The sequence below is a fragment of the Acinetobacter baumannii genome (assembly GCF_009759685.1).
Classification (GTDB): Bacteria; Pseudomonadota; Gammaproteobacteria; order Pseudomonadales; family Moraxellaceae; genus Acinetobacter; species Acinetobacter baumannii.
The window spans coordinates 2,477,459-2,500,025 of sequence record NZ_CP046654.1 but is presented as its reverse complement, the minus strand read 5'-3'; the positions used below and the strand labels follow the sequence as shown (position 1 = coordinate 2,500,025).

Sequence of the window (22,567 nt, the reverse complement as noted above, 5' to 3'; positions counted from 1 at the left end):
AATTATCTCAATATCTGTTTTGCTGATTCAACAATGGTCTCAGTCAGTACATCAAGTTGTTTCGACTGTCTTTTCCAGTGATGCCAATATAAAGGAACATCAAGTTGAGCCTCAGGCATAATATCAATAAGTGTTCCATTTTCGAGTAATGGTTGAACCTGAAGCTCGGGCACCATACCATAGCCCAAACCTAGTTGAATTGCTTTAACAAAAGCATCTGTTGCCGGAATAAAACTATAAGGATAACTCTGCATTGGTAAACCGTATCCTTTTAATAAAACCTCTGAATGCATTAAATCTTTATGGTTAAAAATAACCGCCGGTGTTTTTCTTAAAACTTCTCGGTTAATTCCACCACTAAACCACCGATTTACAAACTCGGCCGATGCCAGCATTTTATAGCGCATTTTACCAAGAGGCTGAGCTAAGCAACCCGCCATCACCTGCTCTTCTGCTGTAATACATGCATTGACCTGCCCCGTTTCTAGCAAAGTATGCGTGTGTGATTGATCATCAATTTTTAGCTCTAACACTATTTTTTCTTTAAACAATGTTTGCTGAATAGTGGGTAAAAGCCAAGTTGCTAATGAGTCTGCATTTGAAGCTAAAGCAATTTTATAAAATTCCGATTCAGAAGATTTACCCATTAAACCTTGTAAAAGATTTTGCTCCATTAACCTTGTATGACGTAAATGCTGGAGCAAGGTTTGCCCTGCTTGTGTGAGTACACAAGGGCGGCCCCGTATAATTAAAATCTGCCCTAAATATTTTTCTAGTGCTTGTACACGTAGTGATACAGCAGAGGGAGTTATACATAAGTGCTCTCCTGCCGCATCAAAACTCCCGACTTCTGCAACCGCCAGAAAAGCTTCACATTGCTTACTATCTAACATACAAAACCTAAATTATTTTTAGCCAAACCTAAATATTCTTAATTTTACTTATTTCTCAATAAAAAGTCAGATAATTCCCCCATCTGATTTGTTTCTGCTTAATGGTTATGCTTTCTCTGAGTGTGTTTTTTAAAGGTTTAGGTATTGGTAGCGGCCTAATTGTAGCAATTGGTGCCCAAAACGCTTTTGTTCTAAAGCAAGGGCTTAAACAGCAATATGTATTTTGGCTATGCTTAATTTGTGCCCTGTCCGATTCGATTTTAATCGCCTGTGGTGTATTAGGTTTTGCCGAAATTATGACAGCATCACCCATCTTAATCACAGTCGCTAAATATTTAGGGGCAACGTTCTTATTCATCTACGGTGCAAAAGCCTTCTATGCCGCGTTTAAAACTAACCAAGGCATGGAGCTTGATAGCAGCCAAAAGCAGACTTTAACTCAAGCACTTATAACCTGTCTTGCCTTTACTTGGCTGAATCCACATGTCTATTTAGATACCATTGTACTGATTGGTTCGGTTGCGACACAGCTAGAAGATAAAATCAGTTTTGCCTTAGGCAGCATTCTTGCCTCTTGGATCTTCTTTTTCAGTCTAGGCTATGGTGCAAGATTTCTAAAACCATTATTTATCAATCCAAAAGCTTGGAAAATTTTAGATTTCATGATTGGTTGCGTTATGTGGAGTATCGCAATATCACTTCTCATCTAATGCATTCAAAAACAAAAAAAGTACCATGTAAGCATGGTACTTTTTTATGCAATCAAAATTAAGCTTCTGAACCCAACATTAACTTTGATTGTTTTCTTTCTTGTAATGATTGCTTAATCACAGCATAACCCGAAGATACACCTAAATATGCAATAACAAAGGCTACGAATAAATCCGGAAATATAGTGCCTGTTCCAAACACGCCTACAGCTGCCAAAACAACAGCAATGTTAGCGATAGAGTCATTTCGACTACACAACCAGACAGAGCGCATATTGGCATCACCATCGCGGAATGCATAAAGCATTAAAGCAACAGAAACGTTAGCAATTAAAGCGATTACCCCAATTGCCCCCATGACCATCGGTTCAGGTGAAACGCCATGAAAAAATGACCAAACGACTTTTGCAATAACGAAGAACCCAAAAGCGGCCATCGTTATACCCTTAACAAGTGCTGCGGTTGCACGCCAGTAAAGGCTCATCGAAAGCACGACTAAAGACAGAGCATAATTTGCAGCATCTCCGGCAAAATCTAATGCATCTGCCCATAATGAAACAGATTGGGCTTTATAACCGCCGACTATCTCAACGACAAACATGAGTGCATTAATTACAAGAGCAATCCATAACGCTTTTCTAAAGCGCGGGCTTGCTTTCTTTGTAGGAGAGCAGGTTGAAGCACATCCACATCCAGCCATTTTATTTCCTCAAAAACTCTTTTATAGTGATTAAAAACCCTTGAGTAGCTCCAGAGTCAAGTCTTATGAGTCTTTCTATTGGTCAATTATCAAAAAAAGCGGATGTCCCGATCGATACTATTCGTTATTACGAAAAAGTAGGTGTGCTGGACCGCATTCAGCGCTCAGAAAATAATTATCGTGTTTACACAGATCAAACACTCGCAGACCTATTATTTATTAAACATTGCCGTGAATTAGATATTTCTCTCAGTGATATTAAAACGCTAAAAGAAATGAAAGCTCAGCCGAAACGGGCTTGTACGGAAGTTGATAATTTGGTGAATAAATACTTGATAGAAGTATCGGAAAAGATTGAGCGACTGTTGCTTTTAAAAGAAACCCTAATCGATTTAAAACAACACTGCTCTACCGACCGTACAGTAGATGAATGCGGCATTTTAAAAGAACTACAAAACCATCCTTAAATCATCATAAAACGGGCAATAAAAAAGCATCACTCAAGTGATGCTTTTTTAATATTAACGATCGCTATGTTCATCTGGTGGAACTTCTGTGATTCTTCCGCCACGAGCTAAAAACGCAGCGACTTCATCTTCCAACGCTTGGCGTTGTTTTTGTTTCGCGGTTACGGTAAGTGTTTCTGCTTCTGCAAGATCGGCATCAGTTAAGTTGCCTGCTTCTTCATCAGCTGCACCACTTTCAGCCGCTTTGGCTTCATCTTCATCTACAGCAGAATCTTCTGCATCTTCATAATCATTGATATCTGTCATTTTTACACTCCCCACAATGATTTGTATTGCATCATCGCTATGGTCTTCAAGACCTCAGAAATTTAGCAATCTCTTTGCATTTAGCAAAGAGCCAAATTGGTCAAATCCGTATCTTTTCTGACCGAATTGGTAATGATATATAAATGATTGTTTAAAAAATATCTACTGATATTTATTTAGATCAGTAGAGCATAAACTTCGTAATTATTTTAACGACTATACTGGGTGTTTTGTAAAGCCCCTAAACCATTTGCTTGTTGCATAAAACTCTCTTTTAAGAACGAAATTTGTTCAACTTGCTTGAGTCCCACATTCCGGGCCCAAATCAATGGAAATAGCTCACTGCTTTCTAGCCAACCAATTGCCGACATACTATGCATCATCGCATCATTCTGTCCTTTACGGCGGTGTTCATAACGCATTAAGGTTTGTTCATGCGCCCATACACCACGACCTAAATCATGCAATAGTGCATCACAGAGTACAGCTGCATCTAAACAACCAATATTCACCCCTTGTCCAGCAAGTGGATGAATCACATGAGCTGCATCACCGATTAGGGCTAGACCAGCTTTAACGTATTGTTTTGCAGCGCGCGCTTTCAATGGAAATTGTGCTCTTGAACGAACATCTAACACTTCACCCAACATATGTTGGCTTTCTCGAGTTAAAAGCTGCATAAACTCGCTATCACTTAAAGCCGAATATTCATCGGCATAATCATCTGGTAGTGTCCAGACAATGGACTGCCAGTAGCCATTTTCACTTTCTTCAAGACTCGCCATCGGCAAATATGCCAAAGGTCCAGTAGGTAAAAAGATTTGCCGAGCAACATAATGATGAGGCTTAGACGTTTTTATCGCACAGCTAATCGCTGCTTGTTTGTAATCTAGTACATCTAGATCAATAAAGGCTTGCTCACGTACAAATGAATTGGCGCCATCAGCACCAATAAGCAGTTTAGTTTTAAGTGTCGCGCCATCTGCCAATTGAATATGCCAACACCCAACACCTTGCTCAATACGGGTAACACGAACTTGAGTACGATAATCTGTTAACTGCTCAAGCATTTTTTGTTGAATCGCAACATTCAATACACTTGGCTCAACCATAGAACCCAAGGCTTGCTCTGGCATTGGTCTTTGCACAGACTCATGGCCAAAATTAATTTCACCATAGCCATTTAAGTTCCACACTTGCATGCCGGTATAAGGCATTTGACGTGCCAGATCATCCCAAACATTGACTGTTTTAAGTAAATGAATCGTCGCTTGGCTAAGTGCTAAAACACGTGGATTCATCACGCTTAATGTTTTTTCAACATCAAGTACAGGGGCAGCATCAAGCACGGTAGGCTGTACACCACCTTGTGCAAGTAATAAAGCAGTTAAGCCACCAACTAGTCCACCACCAACAATGACGACATCTAACACTTCACTCATGCTTTTAACCCCATTGCATAGTTTGCTACCAGTGGCTTCACACCCGGAATGACATCAAATGCAATTAATCCCGTATTACGGATTAATTTTAATAATGGGTTTTGGTTACTAAAGCCCCGAACTACGGTATCGCAGAATTTAATTACTCGCTGCTGGTCAGATAAACGGGCTTGTTCATAGGCAAGTAAATTATCTGGGTTACCAATATCATCAGATGCGCTTAACTGGTTCACTAAATAACGCAGCAATACATCTGCATCACGCAGACATAAATTAAAACCTTGCCCAGCAACAGGATGGATTGTATGCGCTGCATTACCCATTAAAATAACGCGTCCAACAGCTTGTTTATGCGCAAGCACTTGTGAAAGCGGATAACTAAAGCGTTTACCCGTTTTTTCAAATTTACCCGCTCTGTCACCATAAGTTTTTTGCAAAGCATCTAAAAAGTGTTGGTCGTTTTCTTCGCCCAACCACTCACCTTCAGTGCCTTTTTTAACAGGCCATACCACTGAGCGACGGTATTCACCCGGTAATGGCAACAAAGCTAAAGGCCCTAATGCACTAAAACGCTCAAATCCTACATGCTCATGCGGTTTTGAAGTCTGAACAGTCGTAACGATCGCAACCTGATCATAGTCGTGGACATCGACACCCACACCAATTGCTTGACGACAGAAAGAATCACGCCCATCTGCTGCAATTAATAATTTTGACTCAAGCTTTAAAATTTCATCACCGCGCTGAGCTTCGATATATACTTGTTCAGCATCTTGAGTTAAGGCAGTGACTTGTACGCCATCAATTAGCTCAATCAAAGGTTGTTGGCGTACTTGAGTTAATAAAACACGACCGAGCCACGCATTCTCAATGACTTGTCCAAAGCTTTCGACTTTTTCTTGTTCTGCAACTAAACGTGCTTTACCAAAACTGCCTTGCTCAGTAATGTGAACCTGCAAAATTGGGGTAGCATGTTGTTGTAATGCATCCCATAACCCTAGCTTCTGATAAATCTGTACACTACGACGTGATAAAGCCGTATTACGTGCATCGAAACTAGAATGGTAAGGGGCAACATTCTGATCATCATAGTTTGGGTATTTCACAGCTTCTAATAGCTTGACTGCGATATTAGCCTTCGCCAGCATGAGGGAAAGGCTCAAACCCACCATACCCCCACCTACAATAATCACTTGTTGTTGCATCGAGTTTGCTCCTTTGGCGAATACGTTTAATTATGCTTTAGCTTGCGCCATTAAATGTTCAATGTCTGCAATATCTTTAACTACATCGGCAGTTAAAACTCGTGGGCCTTTTGACGTTGCGACCACATCATCTTCAATACGAATGCCAATACCACGCCATTTTTTATCTACAGTTTCGTCATCTGGTGCAATGTATAAACCTGGTTCGACAGTAACAACCATGCCCTCTTCATATTGGCGCCAGTCGTCATCTTTTTTATAAGAACCGACATCATGTACATCCATACCTAACCAGTGGCCTGTACCATGCATATAAAATTGACGATAGGCTTCTGTTTCAATCAGCTCACTCACATCACCTTTGAGCAAACCTAAATCAACTAAGCCTTCCGTTAAAATTTTGACTGCCACCTCATGAGGCTCACGGTATGAGTTACCTATACGTACTGCATCAATCGCCACATATTGAGAGGCTAATACCACTTCATACAATGCTTTTTGTTCGGGGCTAAATTTCCCGTTTACAGGAAAAGTACGGGTAATATCCGATGCATAGAACTCATATTCACATGCAGCATCAATTAAAACCAAATCACCGTCTTTAAGAGCTTGGTTATTTTCAACATAGTGCAAAATACAAGCATTGGCACCGCCACCAACAATACTGTTGTAAGAAGGCACACAGCCGTTTTGCCCAAATATATAATTGAGCTCGGCTTCTAATGCATATTCCATCATGCCGGGGCGAACAGTTTGCATTGCACGAGTATGTGCCTTAGCACTAATTGTTGAAGCAATTTGCATCAGCTCAATTTCTTGCGGTGATTTAATTAACCGCATTTCATCAATAATGCGATCAAGTTGAACTAACTGGGCTGGAGCGGCTTCATGACGATGCTCGGCATTCGCTTTTTTGATCCATTGGCTTACTCTGGCATCAAATCCAGCATTGTGTCCGATTCGATAATAAAGACGCTCTTTATTTAATAATTTTTCAATAATTTCTTCATCAAGCAGATCAATTGCATAAGCTTCATCTGCTTCGTACTCTTCAATTGCGCCGTCAATTCCTGCACGATAACCATTCCAGATTTCCATCTCGCGATTACGTTCACGGCAAAAAAGACTATAGCTATAGTCTGTAGCATCTTCGAAGGTTTCAATGACAGCCACTGCCTCAGGCTCTGCAAAACCCGTCAAATAGAAAAAACTACTATCGGCACGGAATTTATAATCCGCATCACGATTACGGTACATTTCCTCACGCGTCGCAATAATCGCAATGCTGTTTGGACCCATTTTTTCTGCTAGACGGTTTCTGCGATGTTGAAAATCAGCTTGAGGCAATTTCATAATGATCTACTTGATTTAGAATTTTAAAGTCAAAAAATTAAACACAGCCAATAACACATCGCCTCAATTAACTTGGGCGATGTGGTGTAAACATTTCTACAATATTTTGATCTGCGGTGCCTACAGTAGAAGTTTTACTTTTTGCATAAAAGTTTTTCAACAATGAACTTTCAGCCACTGTTACTTTCTTTCTACCAATAGATAAGCTCACTGGAATAAGGCGTACAAATTCATACAATTCTTCGTAACTGCTTTCGCCTTCTTCGTCGTTATCAGAGTCTTCAAATTCTACTGCTGCAACATCTTGCAAATGTTCGATCAATTCACGCTCATCTGTACGAACATGTCCCGAGGCCAAACCAAAACCGAGCACAACGCCAGCACACCAATCTGACAACGCTTGTACACGGTCTTGAAGAAGATGTTCATCATCTGGAAGCATTGGCAAATAGTCCAATTCATCTTCCGATAATGCATGTGCTACATCTTCTGCTTCATCTGTTAAAAGCGCTAAAGCTTCTTCATTTAACTCAGGCACATTAAGAGTTGTTAAGATTTGTGTCCATTCTTCACGCGTAGGCGCTTCTGTCACACAAACAATACCTGTTAATAAACCATGTAACTCACTAGGGCTTGAAATTTCTTCAATTCCTTCAAAATGAGCGTTCCATTCTGTCCAGCCTGAAATATCGTCTTGCATTCGTTTATCCAATCTCTATACTTCGTATATATTACCTTTGATTGCAATTCTGTGCGACCTCGTTATGTTAGAACAATTACAGCGTCTACAAGCGCATATTGGCGTTTTAAAAACACGCTTACATCATCTAGAGAGTGAAAATTCTGCTCTCTCGGAAGCTAAAGAACTGGCTGAAACAGAGCATCACGCACAAGTTGTGCAAAAAAATAGCATCATCACTAAAAAACAAGAGGAAATTGAGACATTAACTGAGCAACTCACTCAGTTACAAGGCCAATTTCAACAATTGAATCAAGATGCTAACACACTTGCAGAGCGTTACAGCCGCCTAGAAAAAAGTACGACCGATTTAAAAAATCGTTTTCAGGAAATTTTGGCAGAGCGTAATGAATTACGTGTTACCAAAGAAAAACTTCAGTCACAGCAACGTCAAACTCAACAAGAGTTACACGACTTGCAGCAAGATCGTGACCGTTTGTTACAAAAAAATGAACTTGCCAAAGCAAAAGTTGAAGCCATCATTCAACGTTTAGCAATTTTAGGTACTGCTCAAGATCAACATGCGCAAGAAATTCAGCAACTTGCTCATCCAAATGCTGAAGCTGGTGAGGAGACACAATCATGAGTGAACAAGTCATGGTAGAGCTTCGGCTGATTGAACAAACTTTTAGGCTTGCAACGACTTCGGATAAAAGAGAAGAACTTGAACGTGCAGCTGAGCTTCTCAATGAAAAATTCAATGATATGCGTCGTAGTGCCCCTCGTGTTGAGCATAATAAACTTGTCATCATGGTAGCTCTACAGCTTACTCAAGAAGTATTAAGTTTAAATAAATCTTTGCAAGAATATGCGCATTGTGAACGTTTACTCCAGACTATTTTGGAAGATGTTGAACAAATAGTGTAAACAATTCGCATAAAGCTTCATCAAACGCAAAGTAAGTTTACAGTTCGATAGGCTCAGATGATTGCCAACGAAGTCAGATCAGTTATACTAAAGCTGTCTCTGGGATGTTCGCCAGCCGGTCTGATTCCCCTGAGCCGATATCATCTCTTTAGGATGGTGTTCTGCATATTTAGAGCGTATGCCTACCCCGAGTAGGAAACCCAGCAAGTATGCGTCACCTCCACCTTGAACTTTAGGGTTCAAGGGTAACGACATGCAGCGGCATCTTCGGAGCATTTATTTTTAATAGATAACAATAACTTAAAACAAAATCCCCTACTTAAAACTCTCTTTTTTAATAGACCAAACCTTCAAAATAGACTCTTAATAGACTTCACAATTATTGTATTGTATCGTTAGGTATTGCTTTGTATTGCTTAATTTAAAGATGGCTCAACACATTAAATTTACTAAATCGGTAATAGACTCTATTCCTTTGTCTGAAGAGAAACAAATCTTTTACAGAGATACAGTAACTATAGGATTTGGCTTATGTGTGGGCAAAACTAAAAGCTATTTTGCTGAAAAGAAAATGCCTAATGGCAAGTCTAAACGTAAAGTTATTGGAAAACATGGCGTCTATACATTAGAACAAGCCAGAACTGAAGCTAAACGGCTTCTTATCTTGATGGATGAAGGTGTAGATCCAGTTAAGCAAAAGCGTGATTTACGAGCTTCAGCAATTCAAAATGATGCCTTACAAAAGCTAGTCCCTACCCTTAGTGAAGCTTACCAATACTATAAATTGCGTAAAAAGCTGGCGGAAACATCTTTAATTGCCTATGACGGATGCATAGAAAACTACTTTAGTGATTGGAAAGATTTAAAACTTGACCAAATCACCAGTGCAATGATTATTGATCGTCATCTGAAGCTTTCGAAAGCAAGCCCTTCCCGAGCTAATCTTGCATCAAAATTTTTACATGCTCTCTTTAACCATACGATTAGCAGGTATAAGGATGAGTCCGGGAATAAAATTCTAAATATAAAAAACCCGGTTGTTATCGTTAAAGAAGAAAAAGCTTTCAATAAAATTAAACGTAGAAAAGGCCATGTTCGTGCAGATCAGCGCGAAGCATGGGCATTGGCTGTGGCCACTACTTATTGGATGGGTGAACAAAATAACGATTTTAGAGCGTACACAAACCAAGACTTTTTATTCTTACTTGCTCTAACTGGTTTTAGACGTAGTGAAGCAGAATCTGTTGAATGGAAAAATGTAGATCTTCAATTTGGTACCATCAAAATTATTAATACGAAAAACCATGAGGATCTTTTGCTACCTATGGGTGATACCCTTTGGCACATTATGCGTGAACGAAAAAAACGTGCCGGTGATAACAAATATGTCTTTACCGATAGAAATGGTGTTTCCCATATTTCAGACCGCCGAGCAGCACGTGACAAAGTAACTGAGAATTCTGGTATCGAATTTACGTTCCATGATTTACGCCGCACCTTTGGCACTATCGCGAACAGCTTGGCCATAGGAAGCTATACGATTAAAAGGCTAATTAACCATACCACTGACGATGATGATAACGATGTGACTGATGGATATATTCAAGTTTCTTTCGATGATTTAAAGAAAGCTATGAATATGATTGAAGACGTGATTATTTCTGAACCAGTAAAAGCATTAATCAAAAGTCGCTTATATTTCGAGAAAAATGAATCGAGAAATCAGGCTCAAGAATTAATTAACCACCACATTCAAGTGTTAGATAACTTTAAAATGGCAGGCCAAATTCTAGATTTTTAGAACTCAAGTTTTAAGAAATCCTTAAGTAATTGAAAAATTCTTCTAAATAGTTAAAATTAATGTGACGCATTTATCACTTTATATAAATTATGAAAAAGATATTTTTAGCTGCTTTAGCAACAATTGGTTTACAAGCCTGTACTACACCTTATCAAGAAATGGGGGCTTCTGGTGGCGTTGAAGCCACTATTATTGATGATAATGTCTTTCAAGTACGCGCATCTGTAAACGGATATACCCATAAATCGATAGCAAACCAGTACGCATTACGTAAAGCTGCTGAAGTATCTAAATCGCTAGGGTGTAGTTATTTCTCAGCTATTAACAATACAAGCCAGAGTTACAATCAAAATATTTCTAAAGTTGATGCTGGCCTTAAGACTACCCCAAATGGTGTCTATTATGTCTCAAGTGCTGGTACACAATATAAGTTAATTAAACCATCCAGAAACAATACCTATGTTTGCTTTAATGAAAAGCCAAACACTGTTTTGCCTGGTTTAATTTACAACGTTAAGTATGTTCTGGGTTCTCCAATGCCTACAGGTAAATTCAAAGTTCCGAATAGCTGGCGTTAAAGATATATACCATGAGGGTGAATAATAGCGTCTACAGTCTATTATTTACCCTCTTTTTATTTATATTAGTTATGATGGAAAAGTAATTTCGAAAATCATAAAGAGGTTACTTTGTATGTGCGCGAACTATGAACCTATAAATAAAGATCGAGTTCACCTACTAGATCTATTCGAACCGACATTCGACTATAAGAATGGTGTTTATCCGGGTTACGACTGCCCTCTTATTTTTTAAATATAAAAGAACCAATACATTTTATAAAACGAAGCAAGTCTATTTTGCTTCGTTTTATATAAATTAAAAATATATTTATTTACATTGGCTCAACATATCAAGTTTGTTATTTACTACCTGAGTTTTTACATCCAGCAAACTTAACAAACTTGGGAATAAATTATCCTGACTTAACTTTTGTTTAGTTTGTTGGCTTAAACAATTCACTTGAGCAAGATTATGTTGTTTCCAACTTTCAGAGAACCACATAATCATTGGTACATGTGTTTGTTGGCTCGGTGCGATTGCATAAGGTGAACCATGTAAATATAAACCATGTTCTCCGGTTGATTCGCCATGATCAGATAAATACCATAAACCTGTCTGATACTTTGATATTTCTTTTAGAGTATTAATCATTTGGCTTAATACATGGTCTGTATATACAATTGTATTATCATAACTATTTAGCAATTCAGTTTGCGAACAGCCCTGTATCGCATTAGTATCACAAGTCGGTTTAAAAGGTTGATATGCCTCAGGTGCACGCTTGTAATATGCAGGTCCATGACTACCCACTTGATGCAGAACAATCAAACGCGGACGATCATCATCTTTGGCAATAGTAGCCAAATACTGCTTTAAGCTGTCAATGAGAATGTCATCATAACATTCGCCATCTTTACACCATTTTTTCTTTAAGTTTTCTGGAATCTGGTATTGTTCAACGCGATCACATGCACCTTTACAACCCGAGTTATTATCAATCCAAGTCACTTGGTAACCCGCACGTTTTGCAATATCTAATAAACCTTCGCGGTGACTAGCTAATTGCTCATCATAATCTACACGTGGCATACCCGAGAACATACATGGCACAGAAACAGCTGTCGCCGTACCGCATGAGCTCACTTGCGAAAAGTTGAAAATATCTTGTTTAGAAAGCTCCGGATTCGTATTTTTTGCATACCCATTTAGAGAGAAACTTTCGGCACGTGCCGTTTCACCTACAACAAGTATCATTAACTTAGGGAGGTTCTTTTGTACTTGCTGAACTTGATGAGCATCTTGTCCATATATCACAAGAGGCAGATTTTTCTTCGGAGCCTTCTTATGATAGTAAGACATAAGCGATGAAATACTATTTTGCGGTGAAATCATCCCTTTTAAATCACGATGCTCACGAAATATTGCAGCGAAATCGACATAGTAAGTAAAAAGTAAAACACCGACCACTGCAAATGAAGCTACCAGTGAGAATACTTTCTTCAATAACAACCGTGATGCTTTTTCTTGTTTAAATTTAACTTGAGTAATTAAAAAAATGGGCAAAATAACAAAAAAAACTGTCCATAAAACAAAGCGTAAAGAGATTAGATCGGTAAATTCCGAAACATCGGTCTGCACCATATTTTGAATTTGGTCGGGTGAAATAATGACACCCAATGTGTTTACAAAATAAGAGCTAAAGCCACCAATAAATATCAATAAAATTGCAAAGATTTTGGCAGTCCATTTCCAATTTATTAATTGAAAAATTAAATTATATGCCGCTATTAAAATAACTAATGTCGCCCCTAAGAAAAGAACTGACTTAATACCATTATAAGGTGTAAGTTGATGGATTTTTTTAAAAAAACCTATATTCAGAAATAAACCTAGCCAGATAGATAAAAGCAAATTAAAATTTAATAGTGTAACATCCTTGCATATTTTTTTGAATTTAAAAACATTAAGTGCCATTTTTAAAAACCATTAAATATAAAAAATGCTAAGATTAGATACCATACCTTAAAGAAAAATTAAAAAAGAACCTTTGTAATATTCTTTATTTATATGACGATGGCTCCTTGAGCTAAAAAATCAGTTCATTATTTGAACACATTTTATAAATAAAAAATTTTAAACTTTATAATTGATTATTTTAAAATCTTAAAACCGATTAATTATTCGGCTTTAAGACTATATTTTTATTACTAAATTTGAAGACAGGAGATAAGAACTAACTTTATATCTTTAGCAACCTAAATATGCATAGTTATCCCCAGTTGAAATGCTCGCCCTGGTAGAGGGGCAATATATTTTAGAGGAGAGTTTTGTGGTCTAGCCTCTTCGTTCAGCAGATTTGTACCATTTAAAAATATATCAAATGAAGCATTTTTAATCTTTAATTTTTTATCTATCTTAAATTCAAGTAAGTTGTAACCAGATAAAGGAACTTCCTGTATTACATTCTTACCTAGATATCTTGGCTCATCGTAGTAAATACTTGAAATTTTACCTTTCCAAGAATCATTTCTCCACTCAAGAAACATGCCATAACGATTAGTAGGCATATTTGGTAGGTAAACTCCATCATTAGCTAACCTTATATCTGTAGGATTAACAGCCTTATTTTTAACAAAATCAGCTAAACCACCTAGTTTAATATTCCCAATATGAGCTAGATTAAAATCATAAATTAAATCAATTTCAAACCCTTTGACGTCAGTGTCTGTCTGTTTCCAGTATTTTAAAGGTAATCGATTTTGCACAGCAACACCTGAATGAGATAAATACATATAATTTTCAAAATCCATTTGATACCCAACAAGTTGCATGACCCAATTATTCCAATTCAAAAACATACCTAACTCTAAACTTTTAGATTTTTCTGGTTTGAGATTCTGGTCGCCTTCTTCTTGTGCCATAACAGAATAGTGAACATTACTTGAATAGAGCTCATTCACTTCAGGTGCTCTTTCTGAAATACCATAATCAACTTTTAAATTTATAAAATTATTAACCTTATATTCTCCTCCGATAAAATATTGGTTTAAATTATATTTTCTATTTTCTATTCTTGAATTACTAGCATTTCTTGCTAGTTTAAAATCATTATCTTGAAGCTCATGTTCAATTCTTTCAAAACGATAGCCCGTATTTAAAGTAAATTGTTTGATATTTAATTCTTCTTGTAAGAATATAGCTTTACTAATAGTACTTACATTAGGTAAATAGCGCTGAGTACCACTTCCTTCGATATTCCTATTTTTAAGGCTAAAACCAAGTATCCCATCTAATCCCTTAAAGGATGACTGTTTCATTATTAATTCAATTAATTGATTATCAATTTTATACTCATTAGCTTTTGCAGTACCAACATATTCTCCAGATTTATTAGAAAGCTGTTGAAAATTCAAACTTATCTCTTCTGCAGAGGAAATTGGTTGGATAAAATTGGAATTTAATACAAAACGATTTTGATCTATTTTCACACCAACCGGTAATGTTTCATAAGAATCAGCAAAAGATTGATTTTGTAATGAAAATCCTGGTACACCATATTCACTTTTTTTCTTATCTGCACTCAATCCAATGAAACCTTTATCAAAAAAGTATGTTGTTCCAAACCCAATATTCTCATTCTGAGCATAACTGTTACCTAATTTTTTAAAATAATTTGGTGTAACATCCGTATTGATCTTTTTTATTGTATTTTGCGGAGTATTAGGTATGTACTCTGGATTTTTTGGATTTATATATGTTTTTCCTCCCCATATAGATGTGGGCTTATCTGTATAAAAAGAAAAATCGCCATCTGCCCAATCAGGATTCTCAGTCATAAATTTATCTATGTATGGTTGTGACGACTTGTTATAAATATGTTGGACTCTACTATCTTTTTGACAGGAAGCTGCTAATGCACTATTGATCCCACCTGAATTTGAAAAAATCTGGTCTTCACATAATTTGGCTTTACTATTTCCTGGAATTTTATAAGAAGAAATTTCATATTCTGAATATCTTATATTTGTAGACCAGTTTTTTTGATCATTGATGTTAAAATTGAACCCCTTTACATCAAAATCATTAAATCCTTTCCGAAAGACAATATCTAATTTGTTTGGCTTTTCTTCAATTTTTTTAGGAATTAAACCCGATTCTATTTGAACACTCCCGCCTATTGCATTTCCGCCATAACGAATATTATCTGTATTTTTGTTCACTATCACTTTTTCTATAAAAATTGGATCGAATGGTATATTAATATTTCCACTAAATGCATTCATTCCATTAATAAATTCTCCATTTTCAATTACTCCAACCCGATTTCCACTCAAACTACGTATAACTGGTGCACCTGCATTGGGTCCAAATGAAGTACTTTGTATACCTGTTATATTTTTAAGAGCATCACCTATTGTATTGGAACTTTCTACTTTTTCTTTGTCCACCACATAATTTTTTTCCTTTAATGCATTTGCCTTAAAAACAAGAGGCTTTAAAATTGCAATTCTCTCCTCAGCTTGCACTTGCTGAATTGCTATAAAAATTAACGGTAAAGCTGCCAAAGGTTTCATAATCCCCCCCTTTTTTAAGAAAAGGTTATATTATAACATAACATTAAAAAAACAATCCCTATACATCCAAGCACTTTCATTTATTAGTAAACAGAAAATGATGATTCAAGTTAAATAAGTAGTTTCTTTATTCATTTGATGCTTTTTGGATTCTTTTAACAGATTGAAAAGCTTCTCAACTACAACAGAAGAAATTTCATTACACAATTTAAGGATAGAAGTATGTGCACAACCCTAGGATGAAAGATAGAGGATTATCAAGCTATACAATAACAAACATAAGACTACTCGAGCTTTGTAGAAGTATGTGAATTGAAGTTTATTAAATAGCCCTGATCATTCAGGGCTTTTTTTTATAATGCTCTAGCGCAAATTGAGACATTGACATTGCTATTGATCGTATGAGCTGTGCATCCTGAAAATAGAATGCACAGCAATGTAATTGTTAAAGCTATCTTTGATCGTCTGCAATGAAAGACTTTCATATAACAACTCGATTGGCGATCCAACCATAGAAAAACTGTTCCTGGCTAGGATTGCGTTCACAGATTTCAATGTAACGTTGCCCTTGCATGATATTAAGAACACGCACCAGGACTTTTTCGCCGTCTTTTCCACGCTTGGCCAGATAAGTTTTGAGTGCATTAAGAGTTGCTGGACCATAAATTCCGTCAACTGTTAAATCTGGCCAACCTGCTTTACCTTGGTTATTCAGCAAATTTAAAGCACGCTGTAAGAGTGGTTTTGCAAATCCGGTACCGCAATTTACCCCAGTATCTAAAAGCTCTTCAGCAACTAACGAGCTAATTACATTCACTTGATCAAATCGCGGATCTGTCCAATACTGCTTTTTATAAATGGCTTTGGCCACATCAAGCGGTAAATCTTTCATGTTGCCCTTAAAGCCGTTAGTACGTGCTACTGCTTCAGTAATACCGTACTTTGTTTCACCGCCTCGATCTGCTGGGTTGTTTACGTACCCGCCCTCACGCTTAATTAACTCGTCCAGATATTGTTCAATGTTCATTTCGGTTTCCTTCAGATGTAAAAAACCGCCCGAAGGCGGCATTAGCTGTTTTCAATGTCTTTTCTGGCTTTCTTAAACTCTTTGATCACTTCAACGATCGTTTTACCTTCCTGTTTATCTATAAAATTAAAAATCCAACGGACTAAAGCCCAACCGGGTAAACCACAAACAAAGAAGAACCCACCTAGAGCAATCATCCCCCATACATCAGTAACCCATTCATGAAGTCCCCACTTCACAATAATGAATGAGCCGCCAGCCAAACTTGATACAACCGTACAGATCAAACCAACTGCCCACTCTTGTGGTGAGCGTGGCATACGAGTCATTAATACAACTGCTGCAACCAAACCGACTGCTAAAGTCACCATGATTGCAATCCCATATAATTTTAAAAGTGCTGTAAAACCGCTAGTGGAAACTGGTTCCATTAATTTCTCCAGAAAATTTAGGTAATAAAAAAGCACCCGAATTGGGTGCTCAAAGTTCTTATAAGGTTTAAAGGGTTTGTAAGATTTTCCCTCCATTAATCAATTGAGTTGTCAGTGGTGCAACTCCCACAATTGCAGGTCCACCTGGCCCCGGCTGACCTTCAGTTGTGCCATGGTATTTCCAGTTCCATGTTCCATCATTAGTAGACTTGGTACCACGTTCGCCCCAGTTTCCGCCATCACCTGATAATGGGGATCCATAACGGTCATTTTGGGTTCGGTAGCCTTTTCCGGGTACCGAAGCTTCGGCATCAGTAATTTTTAAGACATTGAAGTAACTTCCAAAATACCAGCGCCAATCTTGTGAGTCGCTTGAAATTGGCTGGCCTGTCATGACCCGTCCAAATGGTGCACCAGCTCCACCCGGAATACCTTGAACACCATAAGACAACCCAGTGTAAATACCGCTTGGTGTTGCTCCACCACCAGATCCACCTCGAGCTAGAGTGCCGCCATCAATAATCAGGTTTAGTTTGCTGTGCCGGTTCAATAAACCGGGTGCTCCCTGAAACCCATCACGTCGGGTTTTAGTAAAGTTGTAATCCGGATCGGACTCCCATGCGCCAAATGCCAAATGAGGTAAACCGCCATCACCACCACGCCCAACAACAGCACCTTTAATAGTCAGATTTACCACCAGATCAGGTGGGAACTCACCAGTATCAATGGCGGGTAGTTCAGTCGCTGCAGGGGCAATAAATTCCTGTTTCGGCGGACTGGAGTTGTAGTCGAATTTATAGACAAATCTGGTTTCCGGTCGATAAGAACTCGAACTAGAAACTAGTGCACCAGATTCAACTACAAAACTGATTTCGCCAGTCGTTGGCAAATCCCCTCTTTGCATCTGATATAAACGCGCCAGATTAATATCCAGCTGGTCATATCGAATGTAAATTGGAGAATCATCAACCGGCACGTCAATAAAGTCTTTATCGTTGAGGTAATAGCGCTCATCGTAATTAATTGCTGTAATAGTATTAGAGAACTGGTCAACCGGTTCTCTTTTTGCAACCAGATAAGGCAATGAACCTTTAGTATCATCATTAACTACTGTATAGATGGTATTTACAAAATCATCAGGACTTAGCTTTAAGGCCCCGTTCGGCAACCGCCCTAAAACCACCTTATTTTTGGCTGAACCCGGTGTAACAGGAATCAGGTCCACTGTGCCATCCGCCATTTGCAGATAAATCACATAGCTCTTGCCTGCAATGAAATCTACATCATGGCTTAAGGTGAGGACTAAACCTTCTTGCTGTACCACCTCACCGCTTTGATGAATACCATTGCGATAATCCGCTACAGCAATCCGGTCACGTAAAACCAGTAATTCTGATTCTGGTGCCGCATCAAAGGTAATGGATTTGCGCTGGAAGCGCATCTTGTTCCAAATCCGGTATGCATTGAAATGCGCTTGCCACTTGTTTCGTACACCAACAGATTTCACCTCTTTTGGGTTTTTGGCTCCTTTATCCGGTAAATAGATATTGATACGGCTATCGTCGGTCGGATCCGTGTATTCATAGATCAGTCCGTCGTAGTCATCCATCACGCCAAAGGTCAGGTCATGCTTGTAACTATCCGGAATGATATTCCTGAAGTTAAACAGCATTACCGAGTTATCAGTTGGCCGTTCAAAATAAAGCTTGAGCTTATTGTTTTGCCGATATGCAGTACAAAACACCGCATCACAAAGATTGGTAACCAGCTCTTCAAAAGATAGATTCGTATCATCAATGGTAGTACAGAACTCAGCCGCTAGCGGCGTACCAAAATAATCAACTACATCATTATAGGTCCGATAGATGTTTTCAAGATCAATCTCATCGATCGAACGGCGGCCAATCTTGTCATCGAGTGCCATAGATACCAAAGCATCAGCAAAGCTAGACGTTGGATATAGCTCTGTTGTCATTGCCCCGTTTTTATAAGTCGGCAACATTCGCTGAAGATCAAAATTGATCTTGCGGGACTTAACAGATAAAGCTCCAGTGGTTGCATAAGTACGCGCACGAAAAACCGTTTCATGTTCATACACTGTGCTTTGTAAAGGATAAGCACCGTAAAGCGCCTGCCACTTTACTTCATCAACAACTGTTGTGACTGTCGGAGTCGGAGTTAAACGGCGTGCACGGACACTACAACGCCCCTGAAACGTGACCATATCAAGTGTTGCACCAACGGTCTGACGTGACTTTGCCGAACCTTTCAAAATGATCTGCTTCAGCATCGGATTACCAATCGCTGCACCAGATTCATTTACCGGTGTTACTTCAACTTCAATCGTGACATTAACAGCGGCCTGATACCCACCTGAAGAAACGGTATAAAGTCCATTGGTGGCCACAAAATTACACAGCACCCGGCTACGTTCAACATTGTCCAGAATGAATGGACCAATCCATTTTTCACCTATTGAACTGATCTTTGGTGACAAAGCTGCAGTTTGTTGGTTATTTAACTCTTTAAGCTTTAACCAGTTAGCATTAACGGCCGCCGGATTTGATAACGTCATACGGTCATCAGCTACCGATAGAACGCTATAAGTACCATTTAAATCAAAAGTCTGGCCATTAAACGTGAATGAGGCATTGGTGATTTCTACGCGGTCATTACTTACAAACTTAGTGGTTAAATCTGTGTTGTTTGCCGTTGCCCGAAGAATCTCGTTTGGATATGCAAAATGAAGGTAGTTCGTACCTTCTAAAGATTGTGTATCAGCAGGACGTAAAACTTGGCCATTAACAGAAGTTTGATGCTGAACCGTTAGTGGCGGCGTGGTAATTTCGGTACCAAGCGAGAAATATGGCTCACCTGAAACAATATCTACACCTGGTCGAAAGACTTCTACCGATGCGCCAGCAATATCGACAATATTGGTTTCACCGTCATAAGCTCCATTGATTTTATAGTGTCCACGCCCAATACAGCCCACTACATGCTCAACTTCAACGTTGTTTTCATATACCTTGTAAGGTACTGCGATTAGGTCGGGAGTATTCCACCCAGCTCCATAGTTATCAGCAATACGACCATTCACCCGGATCTTGTTTTCCCGGTTAGAAAGTTCATTGTTTGCTGAAGAAGACTGGTTAGTATTTTGAGTCGTTTGTGCTATTGATGGCGTTGGCATTAAAAATGCGATCGCAATACTAATCACAATCGAAACAATAGCCGCGACCCATTTAGGGTTCTCAACTACGATAAAAGTGCCCGGTAAGAAATCAAGCTGCTTTAAGTCATATGCATTCTTTGGTGTGACTTCATTCGCAAATGAAATTTCGGCATGATCCATATTGCTTGTAGTATGAAAGATACGGACATGCTCAGGCATATGTTCATATTTTGAAGTGAGCCATTGCCCAATGGTTTGAGCCTGCTCAATTGTCTTTTCTTCAGACAAAGCGTCTTTTTTATAAATAACTTTAATCATAATAACTGACCCGATTAAACCCCATTTCCATCACAACCTCTTCAGGCAAATAAGTGACTCCGCTTTCCATGAGGTGAAGAATCTTTTGCCCACGAAAAAGCCCCACATGCGGGGGCTTATTTCTTTGTCTCGGATGGAAGGCGACTATGCAGCCTTCCTTGGGCATGGGTAGCGGATTTAAAAGTTTTAACCGTGAAGATAAAAAAGTAATTTTGCCCTTAGGCTGCATAAAGAGTTCAAGCGCTTCAGCCCGATCTATGCCATATAGGTCCATTGCAGCTTCATGAACAAAGTGAACACAGTTGTAGTGATCCTCGTCATATTGCCTATCGAGCAAATGATCATGACTTTTCATATAGCCCCCTTCAAACCACTAAAGCGATCCAGTGCAAAAATGTCCCCAGTTTTAGTGGTATTTAATCGTGGTGATTCAGCCTTGAATGTCACAGCTTTATGGTTCATGGCGACACTTGAGAGTTGCAGTCCAAGTAAATAAAACATTGGAGAGTTCAGATTGTCTGAACTGTAAATCCGGTAATTTACGGTTGGCTTTACATCTGGATATTGCCCTTCGATTACCCGTTCAAACTCATCAGGCATCACATCACCTAGACCAGAGATAGAAACGGTTAATGTCTGGTCCAGATCACCAAGCATTCCGGATCTTTGTATAGAGACTGGCAAGAACTCATAATAGACCTGACCGGATCCTTCCTTATGTTGTACATAGACACCTCGGTCATCATTACGGACTACCCGATAAGTATTCATAAAAGAAGGATGTGATAGCTCAATACACCCCAGTTGATAGACATCAACTTTCCGATTGAAAAAGAACTTGGCATATTCGTTATCCATTAGACCTCCCAATCTTTAATTAATGCTATATCGGCATTCAGGTTAGGCTGGTTTTGAACAACTTCGAGCTGCGCGTTCACACGATATAAGTTGCCGTTGACTTCATTGGTCTTGAACGAGTTTGGAATGAAATTGCATAGATATTGCTGACGTGTTCCCTGATCAATCACCAAATCCGCATAAAATGAGGCTGGTTTGTTCTGGTAGACCCGCCAGAAAGCCATCATTTTATTGAAATCGGTTTTACTTAAGTTCCAGTTCACATCAACAATGTGGCTGTTACGTTTCACATCGATGTAATAGCGACCACGACCGCCATCCATCTGCTGACGTTTCACATCATCACCCGGTGTTACGCCATAGCCGCTGGTCTGAGGATTTAGCTTTAACTTGTACATAACTTTCCTTCAGGTAATAAAAAACCACCCCGAAAGGTGGTTTGATGAAATAAGGTTTAGATATTTAAATTAATTACAAAAACGATTTAACATTAAGAAATCGATTTAATAATAGTTTCTTTACCATCTTCAAAAATCTCTTTTACTACAAACTTGCAGTAGGCTTCATCTTGAGATGGTTCAGTCAGTAAAGCTGGATTCACAAAATCTTTGATCTGTTTTAAACGGATCAATTCATAATTTCCATTTCTTTCCAACTGATAGTCCATTTTTACATCACAACTATACATAGTAGTTGACCCAATAACAGAAGTAAGCCTGAAAGTTAACTTCTTATTTGCGGGTACTTTAAACTCAAAAAACTCTTCACCATTATTTAAACTGATTGTGGGTTTAGGCATATTTAATTTTTTGGGCTCATGCATAGAGCCATACTTTGTTAAATTATTTGAAATCTGCTTAGTTATTAGGTTTTTTGAAATTTTTTCACCCTCATTATTTTGATAAGTAATATAGAACTGCACCATGGGAATATTACTTCTATAAACCCTTAAATTTGCAGTATTTCCCGAAACATCATCCTGATACATATTTGTGGATCTTACGAGATTATTTACCGCAGGAATGGCACATCCCGTAAGGCCTAAAAGTGTTGTAGAAATTACAATTATTTTTTTCATGTCTTAACCATCAATTTTAATGCCAACAGACTCTATCACCTTGAAATTTAAATATTATGAAA

At 38.4% G+C, this 22,567-nt stretch carries 22 protein-coding genes, 1 other RNA gene and 1 pseudogene; 8 read left to right on the top strand and 16 right to left on the bottom strand.

Translation table 11 applies throughout. From position 1 onward, the window contains the following. Nucleotides 1-2: 2 nt before the first annotated feature. Nucleotides 3-893, bottom strand: a complete 891-nt coding sequence (locus GO593_RS11960) for a LysR family transcriptional regulator ArgP (RefSeq protein ID WP_000887369.1) — start codon at nt 891-893, stop codon at nt 3-5. 107 nt (nt 894-1,000) lie between these two features. On the opposite strand from GO593_RS11960, the gene GO593_RS11955 reads away from it, so the two are divergent. Next, nucleotides 1,001-1,603, top strand: a complete 603-nt coding sequence (locus GO593_RS11955) for a LysE/ArgO family amino acid transporter (protein WP_031945389.1) — start codon at nt 1,001-1,003, stop codon at nt 1,601-1,603. A gap of 58 nt (nt 1,604-1,661) precedes the next feature. Here the strand turns inward: GO593_RS11955 and GO593_RS11950 are convergent, their stop codons facing one another. Then, nucleotides 1,662-2,303 (bottom strand): cation transporter, encoded by a 642-nt coding sequence (locus GO593_RS11950; RefSeq protein WP_000896577.1) that lies wholly within the window; start codon nt 2,301-2,303, stop codon nt 1,662-1,664. Between the two features lie 65 nt (nt 2,304-2,368). Between GO593_RS11950 and GO593_RS11945 the strand changes: the two genes are divergently transcribed. After that, a complete protein-coding gene (locus tag GO593_RS11945) occupies nt 2,369-2,770 on the top strand; it encodes a MerR family transcriptional regulator (RefSeq protein WP_000058923.1) in 402 nt (133 codons plus the stop codon). Between the two features lie 54 nt (nt 2,771-2,824). On the opposite strand, the gene GO593_RS11940 is transcribed toward GO593_RS11945, so the two are convergent. From GO593_RS11940 to GO593_RS11920, 5 genes are all read right to left on the bottom strand, one after another. Beyond that, complete coding sequence (locus tag GO593_RS11940; RefSeq protein ID WP_000129799.1) at nt 2,825-3,076, bottom strand: hypothetical protein; 252 nt, start codon at nt 3,074-3,076, stop codon at nt 2,825-2,827. Nucleotides 3,077-3,285: 209 nt separating this feature from the next. Continuing rightward, entirely contained in the window at nt 3,286-4,518 is a 1,233-nt protein-coding gene (locus GO593_RS11935; RefSeq protein WP_000005681.1) for an FAD-dependent monooxygenase, read from the bottom strand. Next, nucleotides 4,515-5,723 carry an FAD-dependent monooxygenase gene (locus GO593_RS11930; RefSeq protein WP_001187371.1) on the bottom strand — a complete coding sequence of 403 codons (1,209 nt, stop codon included), beginning with the start codon at nt 5,721-5,723 and terminating at the stop codon, nt 4,515-4,517. Before GO593_RS11930 ends, GO593_RS11935 begins: the two co-directional genes overlap by 4 nt. 30 nt (nt 5,724-5,753) lie before the next feature. Further along, nucleotides 5,754-7,076 carry a Xaa-Pro aminopeptidase gene (gene pepP / locus GO593_RS11925; RefSeq protein WP_000775476.1) on the bottom strand — a complete coding sequence of 441 codons (1,323 nt, stop codon included), beginning with the start codon at nt 7,074-7,076 and terminating at the stop codon, nt 5,754-5,756. Nucleotides 7,077-7,143: 67 nt separating this feature from the next. Next, a complete protein-coding gene (locus GO593_RS11920) occupies nt 7,144-7,776 on the bottom strand; it encodes a UPF0149 family protein (RefSeq protein ID WP_001150153.1) in 633 nt (210 codons plus the stop codon). 64 nt (nt 7,777-7,840) lie between these two features. Here GO593_RS11920 and GO593_RS11915 point away from each other — a divergent pair, with 64 nt between their 5' ends. From GO593_RS11915 to GO593_RS19165, 6 genes and pseudogenes are all read left to right on the top strand, one after another. Then, nucleotides 7,841-8,401 (top strand): hypothetical protein, encoded by a 561-nt coding sequence (locus GO593_RS11915; RefSeq protein WP_000893185.1) that lies wholly within the window; start codon nt 7,841-7,843, stop codon nt 8,399-8,401. Further along, nucleotides 8,398-8,682 (top strand): cell division protein ZapA, encoded by a 285-nt coding sequence (locus GO593_RS11910; RefSeq protein WP_000003719.1) that lies wholly within the window; start codon nt 8,398-8,400, stop codon nt 8,680-8,682. Before GO593_RS11915 ends, GO593_RS11910 begins: the two co-directional genes overlap by 4 nt. A 93-nt stretch (nt 8,683-8,775) precedes the next feature. Then, nucleotides 8,776-8,960, top strand: a non-coding RNA gene (gene ssrS / locus GO593_RS11905) — 6S RNA. A 149-nt stretch (nt 8,961-9,109) separates the two neighbouring features. Next, a complete protein-coding gene (locus GO593_RS11900; RefSeq protein WP_000046989.1) occupies nt 9,110-10,483 on the top strand; it encodes a tyrosine-type recombinase/integrase in 1,374 nt (457 codons plus the stop codon). Nucleotides 10,484-10,572: 89 nt separating this feature from the next. Continuing rightward, on the top strand, nt 10,573-11,061 hold the full coding sequence (locus GO593_RS11895; protein ID WP_000718101.1) for a CC0125/CC1285 family lipoprotein: 489 nt from the start codon (nt 10,573-10,575) through the stop codon (nt 11,059-11,061). A gap of 115 nt (nt 11,062-11,176) precedes the next feature. Continuing rightward, nucleotides 11,177-11,293 (top strand): annotated as a pseudogene (locus tag GO593_RS19165) (SOS response-associated peptidase); the annotation flags it as partial. A gap of 78 nt (nt 11,294-11,371) precedes the next feature. Here GO593_RS19165 and GO593_RS11890 read toward each other — a convergent pair. The 9 genes from GO593_RS11890 to GO593_RS11850 all read right to left on the bottom strand — a co-directional run bounded on the left by GO593_RS11890 (nt 11,372) and on the right by GO593_RS11850 (nt 22,505). Further along, nucleotides 11,372-13,018 (bottom strand): phosphoethanolamine transferase, encoded by a 1,647-nt coding sequence (locus tag GO593_RS11890; protein WP_001207327.1) that lies wholly within the window; start codon nt 13,016-13,018, stop codon nt 11,372-11,374. Nucleotides 13,019-13,299: 281 nt separating this feature from the next. Beyond that, nucleotides 13,300-15,618 (bottom strand): TonB-dependent receptor, encoded by a 2,319-nt coding sequence (locus tag GO593_RS11885; protein ID WP_000803005.1) that lies wholly within the window; start codon nt 15,616-15,618, stop codon nt 13,300-13,302. Nucleotides 15,619-16,099: 481 nt separating this feature from the next. Next, on the bottom strand, nt 16,100-16,645 hold the full coding sequence (locus tag GO593_RS11880; protein ID WP_001019739.1) for a glycoside hydrolase family 108 protein: 546 nt from the start codon (nt 16,643-16,645) through the stop codon (nt 16,100-16,102). Nucleotides 16,646-16,686: 41 nt separating this feature from the next. After that, nucleotides 16,687-17,076: a hypothetical protein gene (locus GO593_RS11875; protein WP_000433907.1), complete on the bottom strand. Its 390-nt coding sequence runs from the start codon at nt 17,074-17,076 to the stop codon at nt 16,687-16,689. A gap of 67 nt (nt 17,077-17,143) precedes the next feature. Continuing rightward, nucleotides 17,144-20,569 carry a host specificity factor TipJ family phage tail protein gene (locus tag GO593_RS11870; RefSeq protein WP_000598554.1) on the bottom strand — a complete coding sequence of 1,142 codons (3,426 nt, stop codon included), beginning with the start codon at nt 20,567-20,569 and terminating at the stop codon, nt 17,144-17,146. Next, complete coding sequence (locus GO593_RS11865) at nt 20,562-20,924, bottom strand: hypothetical protein (RefSeq protein ID WP_000835160.1); 363 nt, start codon at nt 20,922-20,924, stop codon at nt 20,562-20,564. Before GO593_RS11865 ends, GO593_RS11870 begins: the two co-directional genes overlap by 8 nt. Then, nucleotides 20,921-21,427, bottom strand: coding sequence for a DUF1833 family protein (locus GO593_RS11860; protein WP_000368394.1), 507 nt, complete (start codon nt 21,425-21,427; stop codon nt 20,921-20,923). Before GO593_RS11860 ends, GO593_RS11865 begins: the two co-directional genes overlap by 4 nt. Beyond that, complete coding sequence (locus GO593_RS11855; RefSeq protein WP_000277448.1) at nt 21,427-21,825, bottom strand: hypothetical protein; 399 nt, start codon at nt 21,823-21,825, stop codon at nt 21,427-21,429. The genes GO593_RS11860 and GO593_RS11855 overlap by 1 nt, the downstream gene beginning before the upstream one ends. Nucleotides 21,826-21,917: 92 nt before the next feature. After that, nucleotides 21,918-22,505: a hypothetical protein gene (locus GO593_RS11850; protein ID WP_000721057.1), complete on the bottom strand. Its 588-nt coding sequence runs from the start codon at nt 22,503-22,505 to the stop codon at nt 21,918-21,920. Nucleotides 22,506-22,567 lie beyond the last annotated feature (62 nt).